Genomic DNA, 15,330 nt, shown 5'->3' on the forward strand with positions numbered 1-15,330 from the left:
ATGGCGTGCCGCGCAGTTACGGGCGGCACGCAAAGTGCATTTATAAGAACCCGTACATCGCAGCGAAGATCCAGCCGAAGACGCACGATACGCTCACACCAATCAACCCCGGCAGAATAAAGCTGTGGTTGATGACGAAGCGACCGATGTGGGTGGTGCCGGAACGGTCAAACTGAATCGCTGCCAGGTCGCTCGGATAAGTCGGCAGGATGTAATAACCATAGCAAGCCGGTGCTGAAGCCACGATGTATGCCGGGTCAACGCCGATCGCCAGCGCGACCGGAACAATCGCCGCTAGCGCCGCGGCCTGAGAGTTTACAAACTTGGAAACCAGCAGCAGAACAATGGCATAGGCCCACGGATACTCTTTCACCATTTCACCCAGTACGCCCTGAATTTCAGACATATGCGCACCGAACATGGTTTCCGCCATCCATGCGATACCGTACACCGCCACGATGGCGATCATACCGGAACGGAAGACTTCGTTTTTTGAGATAGACGCAGGATTGGTTTTGGTCAGGATAATAATCAGCGCCCCGGTTAGCAGCATAAACATCTGAATAACCAGTACCATCGACAGCGGTTTGCCACCGAAGGATGGACGCAGGTCCGAATCAGCACCAAGAAGTGCAACTACAGCGATTGCCCCGAGGAAGATCCACATTGCCAGCCAGTTGCTTTTCGGCAGTTTTTTATCCAGCAGCGTCGCGGTATCACCGTAAACATACTCACGGTTTTCCGGTACGGAGATGAATTTCTGGAACTCTTCATCTTTATCCAGATCTTTACCGCGGAACCAACTGAAGATACCGATCGCCAGGATACCGATTAACGTCGATGGAATGGTGATTGCCAGCAGGTCGAGGAACTCAAGATGGCGACCATCAAAGGTGACATTACCCAGCATCGCAACCAGAGATACAACCGCAACCGACACTGGGCTTGCGATAATCCCCATCTGTGCACCGATAGAACTTGCCGCCATCGGACGTTCCGGACGGATGTTGTTCTTAATAGCAACGTCGTAGATGATCGGCAGAATGGTGTAAACCACATGACCCGTACCGCAAAGAATGGTCAGCGTACAGGTCACAAACGGCGCGACAATTGAGACATATTTCGGGTTACGGCGCAGCAGCTTCTCGGCAATTTGCAGCATGACATCAAGACCGCCCGAAGCTTGCAAGGTCGCCGAGGCCGCCACCACCGCAATGATAACCAGCATGACATCAACCGGTGGTTTACCTGGCTGAAGGTGGAAGACGAAGACCAGAATGACCAGGCCGATACCGCCTAATAAACCCAGCGCGATACCGCCCTTTCTGGCACCATAAAACAGACATATCAGTATTATGATAAGTTGGATAGTAAATAACATGTGTAAACCCTCGCGATAATCCTATTTAAATTTTTGCTGAATAGATCACAGTCACGTTCTGTTTTGTATGAACTGTTTTCAGAGCTTGACTAAATATCCGTTTGGTCGTTACCGGCTTGAGTAAATACCTCACAGTGAATATTGGCTGATTAAAGCAGCGGCAAATTTATGCACTGTGATAAGCGGTTTTTTCAGAGAGAAATACTCTCTGGCGATGGGTTTATAGTTTGTACTACGCAGATGTTAATGTTTTGTTTGCTGCTATCTTATTGATACTTATCGGTATATTTTTTGTTCTCAGGGTAGGTATCATCAGGTTTATAGATTATTCTTAACTACCCATTTGTGGGTAAAAATACACATAATGCGGGCGACATAATAGTTAATTAACTTTTGTTAGCGTTTTGAAATTAAAAACACCGTTCATCCGAAGAGATATTAATTTTCAGCGGTGAGAGAGGGGGAATTATATTTGATCTGGCACAAGTTTTACTGATGAACGATGTAACTTGTGCCAGGGGTATTTTGCATTACTGTAATAATTATTACTTACAGATAACCGTGATCGTTATTGGCAATATTGTTTAAGTAGTGAGTAATGTTCTGCCTGAATACGATAACGATAAACCGGACGACCTGTGACGCCATAATGGATACTGGTGAACAAGATGTGGCAGTTGACCAGCCAGATGAGATATTTACGGCAGGAAACACGCGAGATGTTAACCTCATTAGCCAGCTCGTCGGTTGAAAACTCATAGTCCTGATGCGCGTCAATCCACTGGCACAGCGTGCGTAACGTCTGCGGCGTTAAGCCTTTTGGCAAGCGACGAGGATCTTGCTCGTTGGAGCTGCTGCCGTGGATTAGCTGATCAAGCTCGGCCTGGTCATAATACTGATGTTTTTCCAGCGCCATTTTCTTTTGCCGCCAGCCGGTGAGCGCCTCTTCAAAGCGGGTAGCCTGGAAGGGTTTGATCAGGTAATCCACGACTCCGTAATGCAGCGAATCTTTAATGGTTGCGGCATCGGCAGCGGAAGAGATAACAATCACATCACTTTTGCAACGCGCATTATGCAGAACAGGCAGTAAATCGAGCCCGTTCTCTTTTTGCATATAGATATCGAGCAATATCAGGTCGATAGGCGTATCGCTATTGAAGATAATCTCTTTGGCTTTCTCCAGCGTCGAGGCCGTTCCACAGCATTGAAAGCCCGGGATTTGTGCCACGTATCGGCGATTCAGCTCCGCGACCATTGCGTCGTCATCGATAATTAATACATTGATCATCTGTTCGACCTCTCCCCGTCCCAGGGTATCTGGACAAAAAATTGTGTGAAAATCCCGGGTTCCGATTCCACGGCGATGCTGCCGCCGAGATTTTCTACCTGTTGTTTGACAAGTGCTAAACCGACGCCTCGCTCGCTTCCTTTTGTCGAGACACCTTTGTCAAAAATGTGATCGATTTTGTCGGGTGCGATCCCCGGTCCATCATCGTTAACTTCACAGTGCAGCCAGCCGTGACGGTAGTGCAATGTTACGCTAATTTCGCCACCGGGTTCCGGCCCTAATGCTTCCAGCGCGTTTTCTATCAGATTTCCCAACGTGGTAATCAGCGTCGCGACCTGGTCCTCACTGCCGCTGTCTGGCAGCTGGCTTTCACTGTTTAAAATCAGCGTATGGCCTAAATCGGTCGCGCGGTTAATCTTGCTGATTAAAAAACCAGCGATAACCGGAGATTTGATCTTACCCAGCAGAGAGCCAATCTCTTCCTGATAGTTATTGGCTGTTTTGAGAATGTAATCTTCCAACTGCTTATAACTCTTCAGATGCAATAATCCGAGAATCACATGCAATTTATTCATAAATTCGTGGGATCGTTCACGAAGTGCGTCAGCATAGTTGACCAGACCGTCGAGTCGCTGCATCAGTTTACGTACTTCAGTTTTGTCCCTGAAGGTTGAAATGGCACCGATGATAACGCCATTACTGCGCACCGGAACGGTGTTGATCAGTAATAGCCGATCTTTAATCGTAATCTCTTCGTCGCGCCGCGGGGTACCGTCGCGTAACACTTCCGAGACATCTACCACCTGTGACCACGAGTGGCTTAGCGTCGACAGTTTCTCATCGTCCTGCGACTTACGGTAATTCAGCAATTCTTGTGCGGCATCGTTGATCAGCGTGACCTCGCCGCGATCGTCCACGGCAACGACGCCTTCTTTGATAGACTGCAACATGGCCTGGCGTTGCTCAAACAGCGTGGAGATTTCGTAGGGTTCCAGGCCGAAAAGGATTTTTTTCAGTACCTTAACCAGAATGCAGGTGCCAATCAGCCCGACCAGCATGCCAAATAATACCGACCAGATGATGCTCCAGCGACTGTCATTGATCTGTTGGGTCACGCGACTTAACTCAAGGCCGATCGCCACCACGCCAATTTGTTTATGATTTTCATCGTAGATGGGGGTAAATACGCGTAAAGCCTGCGCCAGAAAACCGCGATTGATAGCGACATTTTCTTCGCCATTCAGCGCTTTAAGGATGTCATCACCTTTAAATGGCTGACCAATACGCTGGGCTTCAGGATGCGAGTAGCGAAGACTTTGCATATCGGTAACGACAATAAACAGCAGATCGTTGCGTTTGCGCACGGCTTCCGCGATGGCCTGGATGCCGCTCTCCTGCGGTTTTTTCTGCAAGCCCTGACGGATTTCCGGCGAGTCGGCGAGAGTACGCGCCACTGCCAGTGCCTTGTTGGCTAGCCCGTCTCGCGTCATATCACTGATTTGCGAGAAGTAAATCAGATGCACCACCAATAGCACCGAGAACAGTACCGCGCTGACCATTAAGATCACAGTGGTACTCAATTTCATCGGACGTTTGCGTAATATGCGGTAGGGCAATGAATGTCTCATCAGCTTCCTTGTGTGACAAATTTCTTAAGCATTATCTCTGATGAGGCGGGTAATTCAAAGGGAGTAAGAATGATTGGCTATATAGGGGAAGAGACTCTGGCAACGGAAACTGCCAGTGCTGTATGAAGATTCCAGGGCTATGCTTATAGTGAAAACCATACTGATGAGAGAGGGAAGGTCATGGATCAGGCGCTACTGGACGGGGGTTATCGCTGTTATACCGGCGAAAAGATCGATGTCTATTTCAACACTGCGATATGTCAGCATTCTGGCAATTGCGTACGTGGCAACGGCAAGTTATTTAATCTCAAACGAAAGCCGTGGATCATGCCGGATGAAGTCGACGTTGCCACTGTGGTTAAAGTGATTGATACGTGCCCGAGCGGCGCGCTGAAATACCGTCATAAATAAGCGAGGGTAAAATGGAAATACACGAAGGCCACAATAAATTTTACATTAATGACGAACAGGGCAAGCAAATCGCTGAAATTGTCTTTGTGCCGACCGGAGAGAATTTAGCGATTATCGAACATACCGATGTCGATGAAAGCCTGAAAGGGCAAGGGATTGGTAAACAGCTGGTTGCGAAAGTCGTGGAAAAAATGCGTCGGGAAAAACGAAAAATTATCCCATTATGTCCATTTGCGAAACACGAATTTGATAAAACGCGTGAGTATGATGATATTCGCAGTTGATGGGAGAGTACAGAGTCACGATATTTTTCTTGCTCTCCGCGGTGTGATGCAGGAGAGAATCTGAAGGGTAGGGGGATGCACAAAGAATGGTCAGAGAGAGCGTTTTCTTGTCCCAAGTCATCCCCTTTACTGAGCAAAAAAAAAAGAATATCTCCTATATGAGAATCATCGATCGGGGTTAATAAGTTGTGCGTCCCCAGAGCGTTTAATATTGATAGGAGTCATATTATGGAAGGTAAAAACAAGTTCAATACTTATGTTGTTTCTTTTGATTATCCATCATCTTATTCCTCAGTGTTCTTAAGGTTAAGATCATTGATGTATGATATGAATTTCTCCTCTATCGTGGCTGATGAATATGGGATACCACGACAATTGAATGAAAATTCCTTCGCAATAACGACATCGTTAGCCGCAAGTGAAATCGAAGATTTAATCAGGCTCAAATGCTTAGACTTACCGGATATTGATTTTGACCTCAACATTATGACAGTTGATGACTATTTCCGTCAGTTTTACAAGTAGTCAGGAAGGATAAGAAGAACATAAAAAATGGCACTATTCTCTAAAATATTAATTTTTTATGTGATTGGTGTGAACATATCCTTTGTCATTATCTGGTTTATCTCACATGAGAAAACACATATTCGTTTACTTAGTGCATTTCTGGTCGGAATAACCTGGCCAATGAGCCTGCCTGTGGCATTACTTTTTTCTCTCTTTTAGGAGCTGTAGTTGAGTGGACCCGCTGGTTATCTTGAAACGAAGCGTCTCTCCTCGAAACTGGATTTGTGGAACGACGAACGAAGCAGTCGTCTGACTGCTTCGTTCGTTAAAATGAAATTTATTTCTGTGGACGCATCGCCGGGAAGAGAATAACGTCGCGAATAGTATGACTGTTAGTAAACAGCATAATCATTCGGTCGATACCAATACCCAGACCCGCGGTTGGCGGCAGACCATATTCCAGCGCAGTCACGTAATCTTCGTCATAGAACATGGCTTCGTCGTCACCTGCAGCTTTAGCGTTAACCTGTTCCTGGAAACGTTCCGCCTGATCTTCTGCGTCGTTTAATTCGCTAAAACCATTACCGATTTCACGACCACCGATGAAGAATTCAAAACGGTCGGTGATTTCCGGGTTAACATCATTACGGCGCGCCAGCGGTGACACTTCTGCCGGATATTCCGTGATAAAGGTTGGCTGAATCAGATGTGCTTCTGCCACTTCATCAAAGATCTCCGTGACAATGCGTCCCAGCTCCCAGCTTTTCTCTACCGTAATTCCGATAGATTCAGCTAATGCTTTAGCAGCATCAAAATTATCCAGGTCGGCCATATCGGTTTCTGGACGATATTTTTTGATTGCTTCGCGCATGGTGAGTTTTTCAAACGGTTTGCCGAAATCAAACACATGCTCGCCATAAGTGACTTTAGTGGTACCCAGTACCTCTTGTGCCAGAGTGCGGAACAGTGATTCCGTCAGTTCAATCAAATCGTGGTAATCCGCATACGCCATGTAGAGTTCCATCATCGTGAACTCAGGATTATGACGAACAGAAATACCTTCATTACGGAAGTTACGGTTGATTTCGAATACCCGTTCAAAACCACCTACAACCAGACGTTTCAGATATAGCTCCGGCGCAATACGCAGGTACATATCCAAATCCAGAGCATTATGATGGGTAATAAACGGGCGAGCAGATGCCCCACCTGGAATTACCTGCATCATTGGGGTTTCTACTTCCATAAAACCGCGAGCGACCATGAACTGACGGATAGCGGCCAGAATTTTTGAACGGACAACAAACGTTTGACGGGATTTATCGTTAGCGATGAGGTCCAGATAACGTTGACGATAACGGACTTCCTGATCCTGTAAGCCATGGAATTTATCCGGCAATGGACGCAGTGCCTTAGTCAGCAGGCGTAACTCAGTACAGTGAATGGAAAGCTCACCCGTTTGCGTCTTAAACAGCGTACCGCGGGCACCGATAATGTCGCCGAGGTCCCATTTTTTAAACTGATCGTTATAAACACCTTCTGGCAGGCTATCTCGTGCAACGTACAGTTGAATACGGCCACCGACATCCTGCAACGTTACAAAGGAGGCTTTCCCCATGATACGACGGGTCATCATTCGGCCAGCAACCGAGACTTCAATGTTTAAGGATTCCAGTTCCTGGTTATCCTTCGCATCAAACTCTTCGTGCAACTGGTCAGAGGTATGGTCGCGGCGAAAATCATTAGGAAACGCCACACCTTGCTGACGCAGTGCCGCCAGTTTTTCGCGGCGATTTCTCAGTTCATCGTTAAAATCAATAGCCTCATTGGCTCCCCGTGTTTCTCGTTCAGACATTTTGGTTCCTCTAAATCCAGCTTTCAATTTAGCGTAGATAAAGAGACAGATCGGTACACTGTATTATCTGCCTCGACTATTAATAACTCAGTTTATCTTATCGAAACTAACGCTTACCTCAAGTTGATATCACTAATAAATAACCATCAAAATGGTTTAAATGACTTATTAATCTTGATTTATTAGTGTGATAAACTGAAAGTTAATTTATTCATAACCAATTGTTTTTACGACAGTTAATCGTTGCTCTCCTGTATCATATTCGTCGGCGTGCTAAACAGAAAACGGACAGCAAAGGCCAATACCACGATGATCGCGACACAAGCCAACGTCCACTCTCCCATCTGAGAAAAGAATCGCTGGTAAGCTGCAATTGCCATACCGCTAATTTGCGACTCTGTCGTCTGCTGTGCCACGACGCCTGCCAGCCAGTTGGCGACCGCGCCTGTTGCCAGCATATAAATACCGGTTAATACGCCAGACATTTTCAGACGCGTGATTTGCGCAATCGCCACCGGGTCAATAAAGAGTTCAGCAAAGCCCATTAGCGCCAGCCCGGATATCATCACGCCCATTGACGCTTGACCGCCAGCCGCTGCATGTCGGGCATCAAATGCCAGCAACATAAAGCCACAAGCCATCAGCAGTAAGCCAAAAGCAAACTTCAGCCAGACGCGCAATGCTGAATTGCCGCGGCTTTCTGGCGACGCCAGCCAGGCCAGAACAACCCCAGCGAGCATCACTGCAATCGCATTCACTGACTGGAATAGCGCAGTCGGCACTTCAATATTGAATGCCTGACGATTCACAAAGCGATCGATAAACAAGCTGATGGTGCTGCCGCCCTGTTGTGCCAGTACCCAGAACAACGTTCCGACAAGCATCAACAATACTATTTGCCAAAGAGCACGACGGTGTTCGGGGTATTTGATCATCATGCGGGCAATGATTTGTGCAGCAATAAGGCAAACGATCGCCAGCAAATATCCGGACCAGTCGTTCTCCAGCAGTAGGGTAAAAAATACTGGGGCTAAACAGAGCATCACCACTAACCAGCTCCATACCGGTAAGGCAAATTTCACGCGAGTGAGCGCTTTTTTATCCATACTACGCGTGGACTGGAAATGACGATGACCGCTTAAGAAAATCAACAAACCGATAAACATGCCGCCACCCGCAAGGGCAAAGCCAACATGCCATCCATACCACTGAGCAGCCAGGCCGCAGGCGATGGGGGCTGCGATAGAACCGATATTGCCCGCAGCATACAGCAGCGAAAAACCGCCATCACGTCGATGATCGTTCTCGTCGTAGAGCTCGCCAAGCAAACAGCTGATGTTTGATTTGAATAAACCGTAGCCACAAATAATGATTGCCAGCGCCAGATACAGGCTAAAGGTTGAATTTGTATCAATGCCCAGCACTACATGGCCAAGGGTCATTAACAGCGCGCCGGCAATTACCGCAGTACGATTGCCGAGCAGGCGGTCGGCAAGCCAGCCGCCGAGAATAGGGGTAACGTAAACCAGAGATGCATATGCGCTGAACAGGCTGATGGCATGGTTATCATCAAAACCAAGCTGATGGGTGAGATAGAGAATGAGTAAGGCACGCATGCCGTAAAAACTGAAGTACTCCCAGATTTGGATCGCCACGATATAGTATATCGCGCGCGGCTGTGAGGGTGTTTTCATGTGTTCTCCTTATGAGCAAAAAAGGGAAGTGGCAAGCCACTTCCCTTGTACGAGCTAATTATTTTTTGCTTTCTTCTTTCAATACCTTAACGGTATAGCGACCATCAGCCTGACGGTATGCACCGTGAATATCGGTTTCAAAGCCCGGATAGTGAGCGCCGATTTCACACAGCATCTGCAGGAACTCCAGCACCGGACGGCTTTCTTCGGTGATCATTTCACCCGGCATTACCAGAGGAACTCCCGGCGGATACGGAAGGATCATATTGGCGTTAATACGACCTACCATTTCGTCGAGGTAAACTTCTTCGGTCATACCGTGCAGCTCTTTCTGGAACGCCGCATACGGAGTCATAACCATTGTCGGCAGAACTTCAAATGCGCGATACATCAGATCCGGCAGATTGTGGTGAACAATCAGTTTGTGGATATTCTGAGCCAGTTCCTGAATACGCATATCTTCATAGAATTCAGGATCTTCACGATACAGAGACGGCAGCATGTTTTTCACACGCAGGTTCAGGTCGAACGCACGTTTGAAGTCAGTCAGAGCACGCAGCAGGCTCAATGCTTTGGTCTTATCAATACCGATGCTGAACAGGAACAGCAGGTTATACGGGCCGGTTTTCTCAACAACGATGCCATGTTCGTCGAGGTATTTCGCCACGATGCTGGCCGGAATACCAAAGTCGCTCATGGTGCCGTCTTTTTCCATCCCCGGGGTCAGCAGGGTGACTTTAATCGGGTCAAGATACATGTGTTCATTGTCGATGTTCTTGAAGCCGTGCCAGGAGCTGTCAGAACGCAGCGGCCAGCATTCAGTGGTATCGATATGATCCGGCTGCCATACATCAAAGAACCAGCCATCAGATTCCGTTCTCAGGCGTTTGATCTCTTTACGGAACTTGATCGCACGTTCAATGGAACCGTTGATCAGACGCTTACCAGCATTACCTTTCATCATCGCCGCAGCGGTTTCAGTGGACGCCACGATACCGTAGTGCGGAGAAGTGGTGGTGTGCATCATGTAGGCTTCGTTAAAGGTTTCTTCGTTTACATCACCCTTAACGTGGATCATGGAAGCCTGAGAGAACGCCGCCAGCAGTTTGTGAGTAGACTGGGTTTCGTAAATCACTTTCCCTTCTACACGGCCACCGCTCATACCGCATTTACCTTCGTAAATCGGTGAGAAGTTGGTGTAAGGCACCCACGCGGAGTCAAAGTGGATGGATTTTACATCCAGTGTTTTCTTGATGAAGTCGGTGTTGTACAGCAGGCCATCATAGGTAGAGTTAGTAATTACGGCATGTACCGGCCAGGTCGCGTTTGGTGTTTCTTTTACGCGCTTAGCAATGGTAGCGTGCTGGAATTCACTCTGTGGGATACCACCAAGAATACCGTAAGCGTTACGGGTCGGGCGGAAATAGATTGGCGTAACATCGCTCATCATCATCAGGTGGGTCAGCGATTTGTGGCAGTTACGGTCAATCAGAATGGTGCTGCCTGCCGGAGCAGAGTACATACCAACAATTTTGTTCGCAGTGGAAGTACCGTTGGTCACCATGTAGCTGCGGTCTGCGTTAAATACGCGAGCGATATACTGTTCTGCTTCTTTGTGCGGACCGCTGTGATCCAGCAGAGAACCCAATTCAGATACTGAAATGGAAATATCAGATTTCATGGTGTTCGGACCAAAGAAATCATAGAACAGGCTACCTACCGGGCTTTTCTGGAATGCAGTACCGCCCATATGACCAGGAGTACAGAAAGTATATTTACCTTCACGAACATATTTAAACAGTGCTTTGGTCAGCGGAGGCAGAATAGTGTTGATATATTCGTCAGTGGTCTGCTTGATCTTGTTAGCAATATCATCAGCAGCACCCAGCGCATATTCAAAGAAGCTAATCTGTAAACGCAGATCGTTCAGGCTTACATCGAGAGTGGAATACGTATTAGCGAACGCGTACAACGGCAGGTTCTCGTTCATTTTGCTAATTTCTTCGCACAGCTCGAGATTATATTTATCCCAGTCAAAAATAACACCGCACAGACGCGCATTGTTTTCGATCAGTTTTAATAAGTCGTCACGGTCATTCGGGTAAACAATCTGGAAGTTCAGACGTTCAAGCGCGCGATGAAGTTCACGGATGGGTTCTTCTTTAAAATAAACCCCCATGTGATTCAATATTGCAATAACGTTCATAGTCATATCTCCAGGTAAAAAAGGCCCCTCCCAACACATGGGACAAAATGAAAGGAGGAGCCTCGGAAAATACTTTTAATTAATGTGCGTTAGACGCTGTGTGGTTATCCATTGAGTGGCTCTGGCGCTCGTGCATTTTGCGAGCGTAGAACATCAGGATAATCAGGCTGACGATGAAGGTACCTGCCAGCTCGAAGGAGCTTGCGCCCATTAGCGCGATGAAGCAGAACACGCAACCCAGTACAGAGCAGATCAGGCTGACAAAGTTGCGGATGTTAACGCCTTCAAAACGAATCAGGTCAACGCAAGAGTAGAAGTACGGCAGCATAGTCAGCAGTACTGCGATACCGGTCAGTTCACCGAACAGGTCAGATGCTTTACCACCGGCAGAGTTCATCAGAGTGATGAGGATCATCAGGGCAGTCATTTTCACTGCAGCCAGCAGCAGACCTTTTTTCGGAATACCGTTGCTGTCGACTTCACCATAAACTTTCGGGAAGTTACCGTCGTTAGCGGCACGCACACCTGCCTGACCTACCAGCATCATCCAGGAACCCAGAGAAGTCAGGCACGCAAAAGCGGTGAATGCAGAAACCATCGGCGCAGCCCAGTTACCCAGGATAGTAGAAGCACTGATTGCAAACGGAGCACCGGAGCCTGCCATTACAGAAGACGGATACATACCGGAAAGCACCTGAGTCGCAGCGATGTAAACAATACCTGCTAAACCAGTACCCAGCATGGTTGCCAGCGGAACGGTACGTTTCGGGTTTTTAACCATACCAGTACTTACCGCTGCGGATTCAACACCCACGAAGGCCCACAGGCAGAGCAGAATACTTTTAATGATCGCATGACCATCAGTAGTACCTGCGGTATTCCAGTTAGCAGCATAAGTTGCAGCATCAAACCAATGCCAGCCAACAATAGCAGTCATAACTACAGGAATAAGAACCAGCACCAGACCAATAGTGGTTAAACGGCTTACCCAGGTACCGCCGAGCATATTTACAAAGGTAAATACCCAGACGATAGCAATACAAGAGATACCCGCCGGAACAGGATCATTTAATACAGGGAAGAAGGTGGAAAGATAAGATACAGCGGTAATACCAATCGCCAGGTTACCAATCCAGTTAGCATGGTAATAAAGAACACCTGTCTGAAAACCAAATGCAGGAGAAATTTCTCCGGCATAAGCAATTGGGCCACCTTGTTGCGGGTTTTTTGTTGCCAGTCGGGCATATACATAAGCCAACGACATTGCACCAATAATAGAGATAATCCAACCCCAGATAGCAATACCACCGATACTTGCAAGGTTCGCAGGCAATAATGCAATGCCGCTCCCCATCATATTACCGGCAACAACACCGGTACAGGCAAATAGCCCGATCTTCTTGGCAGAACTCATGCTCTTCTCCTAATTTCATTTTTGAATTTGGAGTCCGGGTCATGATGCGTAACTATTTACTGACCAGACCAAACTGGCGACAAGATTACTCAAAAAAAAAGATTAATCCTAAAGATTAGGTGAAATAACACAAAAGTTTCTGTAAGTGAGAACTTGAGGTTTTTTATTAACACATCAGGATCGCAAGTTGATATCATGAAAAGATAAACATTCAATGTTTACAATAGATTGCGGAATATTCCATGGTTAAATTTCTGTTATAAAAAATATGCGGCAAATAAATTGCCGCAACATATTATACCAACAATAACATACAAAAAATCAACAACAAATATTCCCGAGCATGAGTCAACCCGGGAGTCACTTATTCTGAGGCGAGAAATTTGTCGAGATAAGGTACAACATAAGGAACAGAAGTCTGGAATATACCATTTTCAATCCAGTAAAGGGTGTTTGCCCCTGGGCGTAAATTAAAGGCGGTGAGATATGCATCAGCTGCTTCCCGGTTCATCCCCTTCATTTCATAAACCTTGCCAAGCAACACATAATTTAGCCAGGACATTTCAAGATCAATGCCAGTATTTATCGCCTGGTAAGACTCATCTGTTTTACCTTTTACCAGAGCACTGACCGCTTTTATTTGATATATAATGGACAGGTTGTTCAATTCCGGCAGTGTAACAATGTTATCTATTTCTGTATTCAGTGCTGCTAATTGTTTTTCATCTAAAGGATGTTGAGAATGGCGCACGATATCAACTAATGCTTTTTCTGCTCTCGCGTAGGTAAATTCGGGGGATGATTGAACAATCTCACCTAGTAATTCACTGGCACGGTTCAATGATTTATCATCGCCATGCAGTAAATAATCATGAGCCTGATAAAAATTAGTTAATAACGCACCACGATGAGGCAAAATTTGCTGGAGCATCTCCTGCATTCGTTGTGGCCACGGTTGGTTTAACGCTTTTGATAAACTCTCCAGTAAATCATTTTGAATCGCCAGCTGATTACCGTTAGTGATGACATAACGTTTATCCAGCATGGTTGAACCATCTGCATTGTCTACCAATTTTACCGACATAAAGCATTGTTGAGCACGGTATTGGCGCTGATTAACAAACGCAATAGATAATGTTTTACCGGAACTGCTCGGTTCATCAATGTTGTAGTTGATTTTGTCATGCACCATAAAGGTGGAGAAGGTGTTAAGTGATGTCGCCACCAAATCACCCACGCCTATCGCGTAAGAGAGCTGATACGGGGAACTCCAGCTGTTACAACTTTTATTTACCATATTAATGTCAATATCGCGTGGATTGAGCAAAATACGCGATTTGCTCATAGGAAGACGTGTATCAAGACTTGAAAACGCTACCAGTGCTACACAGATACCTAACGACAACAGGAAAAAAAACCATACCCAAAAGGTAGTGAATCGTTTGCTTTTAACTGGGGATTGTTCAGGTGGTGTTGCGGTGTTTTGAATGTTAAGACTTTGGGAGGGAGAATCTGTGTCAGGAACCGCCTCTGGTATAGGGGGAGGCGAAGATAGCATTATTTCCTCTCCCTCTTCTTCGCTGTACCAGATAACCGGCACCATTAATTTATAGCCGCGCTTTGGTACAGTAGCGATATAGACAGGACTATCTTCATCATTATCTTTTAATGACTTACGTAGTTCTGAGATACTCTGCGTCACAACGTGATTGGTGACAATACTTCTCTTCCAGACATTATCGATAAGTTCATCCCTGCTAAGTACTTCGCCACTGTGTTGAGCAAAGAAAACCAGAAGATCGATTAATCTCGGCTCAAGGGTAAGTTGACGCCCATTGCGGCTAATTTGGTTTATGGACGGAGTAACAAGCCATTCGCCAACGCGAACTACAGGTTGTTGCATAATAGAAACTCATTCGAAAAGGGAATGATGCAATGATAATTGCCACAACCTATTTTTACCATCTATAGATGGTTTTATTTACATATTATTGGTGAATGCAAGACGTTATTTTTACCAGCCATAAACTTCTTGATTACATAGTATTACGAAAGGATTTTACTGAGAACCAGAAGTAATATTCCTTATCATCAAAATTCATCATCTTTGCCAAAGAAAAATGTTCAGAAAATAATCCATGGGAAATTGCCCGGCGCGCTTACTATTTTTATGGATTGTTAGTCTTTGCATGAGCAAGCGGACTGATACCTTTCTCTTTGTTCTCATTCAGAAAATTTCATCAGTTGGCGTTCTACCCGATGTTGTGCTTTATATATGTCATCGGCAACGATACCGTTAAGCTCTTGATGACATCATTTGATTTTCAACTGCATCACGCAGCCGCACGACATTTCGTGAGAGTCATTCATAGCTTAGGGATAAATTTCCCAGAGCTGGGGTATACCCGCAACATGCTGGCGATGTGGGAAAATTTGGTTGAGATTGTTAGAAATGATTTGAAGGCAGAACGCTTAAATCACATGGCGTCCTGAAACGAAAAACGGACCTCCGTGGAGGTCCGTTTATATGAATTTGGTGCCGGACTCGGAATCGAAGAATGCTTCTATCATGTTGATATTAGTTTATTTTGTTTGGTTTGGTGAAATATGTACCCTCTTTTGTACCCGCAGTCCCTTTTGATATCGAAAGGGAATCAAACTC

Annotated in this window: 12 protein-coding genes; 4 read left to right on the forward strand and 8 right to left on the reverse strand. The window is 46.2% G+C overall.

Annotation, left to right across the window (positions count from 1 at the left end):
• Positions 1–40 precede the first annotated feature (40 nt).
• From dcuB to HEN33_RS17665, 3 genes are all read right to left on the reverse strand, one after another.
• A complete protein-coding gene (dcuB, locus tag HEN33_RS17655; RefSeq protein WP_000899522.1) occupies positions 41–1,381 on the reverse strand; it encodes an anaerobic C4-dicarboxylate transporter DcuB in 1,341 nt (446 codons plus the stop codon).
• A 568-nt stretch (positions 1,382–1,949) separates the two neighbouring features.
• Positions 1,950–2,669 (reverse strand): two-component system response regulator DcuR, encoded by a 720-nt coding sequence (gene dcuR, locus HEN33_RS17660; protein ID WP_000611290.1) that lies wholly within the window; start codon positions 2,667–2,669, stop codon positions 1,950–1,952.
• Positions 2,666–4,297, reverse strand: coding sequence for a sensor histidine kinase (locus HEN33_RS17665; RefSeq protein ID WP_001216450.1), 1,632 nt, complete (start codon positions 4,295–4,297; stop codon positions 2,666–2,668). Before HEN33_RS17665 ends, dcuR begins: the two co-directional genes overlap by 4 nt.
• 180 nt (positions 4,298–4,477) lie before the next feature.
• On the opposite strand from HEN33_RS17665, the gene yjdI reads away from it, so the two are divergent.
• The 4 genes from yjdI to ghoT all read left to right on the forward strand — a co-directional run bounded on the left by yjdI (position 4,478) and on the right by ghoT (position 5,718).
• Positions 4,478–4,708, forward strand: coding sequence for a 4Fe-4S mono-cluster protein YjdI (gene yjdI, locus HEN33_RS17670; RefSeq protein ID WP_000371704.1), 231 nt, complete (start codon positions 4,478–4,480; stop codon positions 4,706–4,708).
• 11 nt (positions 4,709–4,719) lie between these two features.
• The gene (locus HEN33_RS17675) at positions 4,720–4,992 is read left to right on the forward strand and encodes a GNAT family N-acetyltransferase (RefSeq protein WP_024704987.1); all 273 of its coding nucleotides are present in this window, start codon (positions 4,720–4,722) and stop codon (positions 4,990–4,992) included.
• A gap of 228 nt (positions 4,993–5,220) precedes the next feature.
• The gene (gene ghoS, locus HEN33_RS17680) at positions 5,221–5,517 is read left to right on the forward strand and encodes a type V toxin-antitoxin system endoribonuclease antitoxin GhoS (RefSeq protein WP_000398619.1); all 297 of its coding nucleotides are present in this window, start codon (positions 5,221–5,223) and stop codon (positions 5,515–5,517) included.
• Between the two features lie 27 nt (positions 5,518–5,544).
• Entirely contained in the window at positions 5,545–5,718 is a 174-nt protein-coding gene (gene ghoT / locus HEN33_RS17685; protein WP_001173343.1) for a type V toxin-antitoxin system toxin GhoT, read from the forward strand.
• 118 nt (positions 5,719–5,836) lie between these two features.
• Here ghoT and lysS read toward each other — a convergent pair whose 3' ends face one another.
• From lysS to cadC, 5 genes are all read right to left on the reverse strand, one after another.
• Positions 5,837–7,354: a lysine--tRNA ligase gene (lysS, locus tag HEN33_RS17690; protein WP_176262511.1), complete on the reverse strand. Its 1,518-nt coding sequence runs from the start codon at positions 7,352–7,354 to the stop codon at positions 5,837–5,839.
• A gap of 236 nt (positions 7,355–7,590) precedes the next feature.
• Positions 7,591–9,048, reverse strand: coding sequence for a dipeptide/tripeptide permease DtpC (gene dtpC, locus HEN33_RS17695; RefSeq protein WP_105271929.1), 1,458 nt, complete (start codon positions 9,046–9,048; stop codon positions 7,591–7,593).
• 58 nt (positions 9,049–9,106) lie between these two features.
• The gene (cadA, locus tag HEN33_RS17700; protein ID WP_001355092.1) at positions 9,107–11,254 is read right to left on the reverse strand and encodes a lysine decarboxylase CadA; all 2,148 of its coding nucleotides are present in this window, start codon (positions 11,252–11,254) and stop codon (positions 9,107–9,109) included.
• Positions 11,255–11,333: 79 nt separating this feature from the next.
• Positions 11,334–12,668 (reverse strand): cadaverine/lysine antiporter, encoded by a 1,335-nt coding sequence (cadB, locus tag HEN33_RS17705; RefSeq protein ID WP_176262512.1) that lies wholly within the window; start codon positions 12,666–12,668, stop codon positions 11,334–11,336.
• A gap of 364 nt (positions 12,669–13,032) precedes the next feature.
• Positions 13,033–14,571, reverse strand: coding sequence for a lysine decarboxylation/transport transcriptional activator CadC (gene cadC, locus HEN33_RS17710; RefSeq protein WP_001187201.1), 1,539 nt, complete (start codon positions 14,569–14,571; stop codon positions 13,033–13,035).
• Positions 14,572–15,330 lie beyond the last annotated feature (759 nt).

Origin of the sequence: Escherichia sp. 94.0001 (genome assembly GCF_013369155.2) — a bacterium.
Classification (GTDB): Bacteria; Pseudomonadota; Gammaproteobacteria; order Enterobacterales; family Enterobacteriaceae; genus Escherichia; species Escherichia coli_F.